The following is a 303-nucleotide window of genomic DNA, read 5'->3' on the forward strand; positions in this document are numbered from 1 at the left end:
TGGTGCTGAAAATCCGTAATGCCCGGGGGCAGATCAAAGAACTGCGTATTCTGGACTGGAACCGGGTTGAACCTCTGGTGGCGGATGACGGCGAGGTGTTCTACCGCATCACGCCGGACCGGAACTGTGGGATCACTGAGGCGGTGACGGTGCCTGCCCGGGAAGTGATCCACGACCGGTTTAACTGTTTTTTTCATCCGCTTATAGGGTTGCCGCCGGTGTATGCCGCCGGGCTGGCGGCAACGCAGGGGCATCATATTCAGGAAAATTCGACGTCTTTTTTCAGAAATGGCGGCAGGCCGT

General features: G+C 57.4%; 1 protein-coding gene. It reads left to right on the top strand.

The features are described 5' to 3' along the window. The coding region (locus E0D98_RS26355) for a phage portal protein (RefSeq protein ID WP_131891616.1) at positions 1-303 on the top strand (303 nt) is incomplete at both ends.

The sequence above is a fragment of the Escherichia sp. KCJ4928 genome (assembly GCF_004352695.1).
Taxonomy (GTDB): Bacteria; Pseudomonadota; Gammaproteobacteria; order Enterobacterales; family Enterobacteriaceae; genus ECMA0423.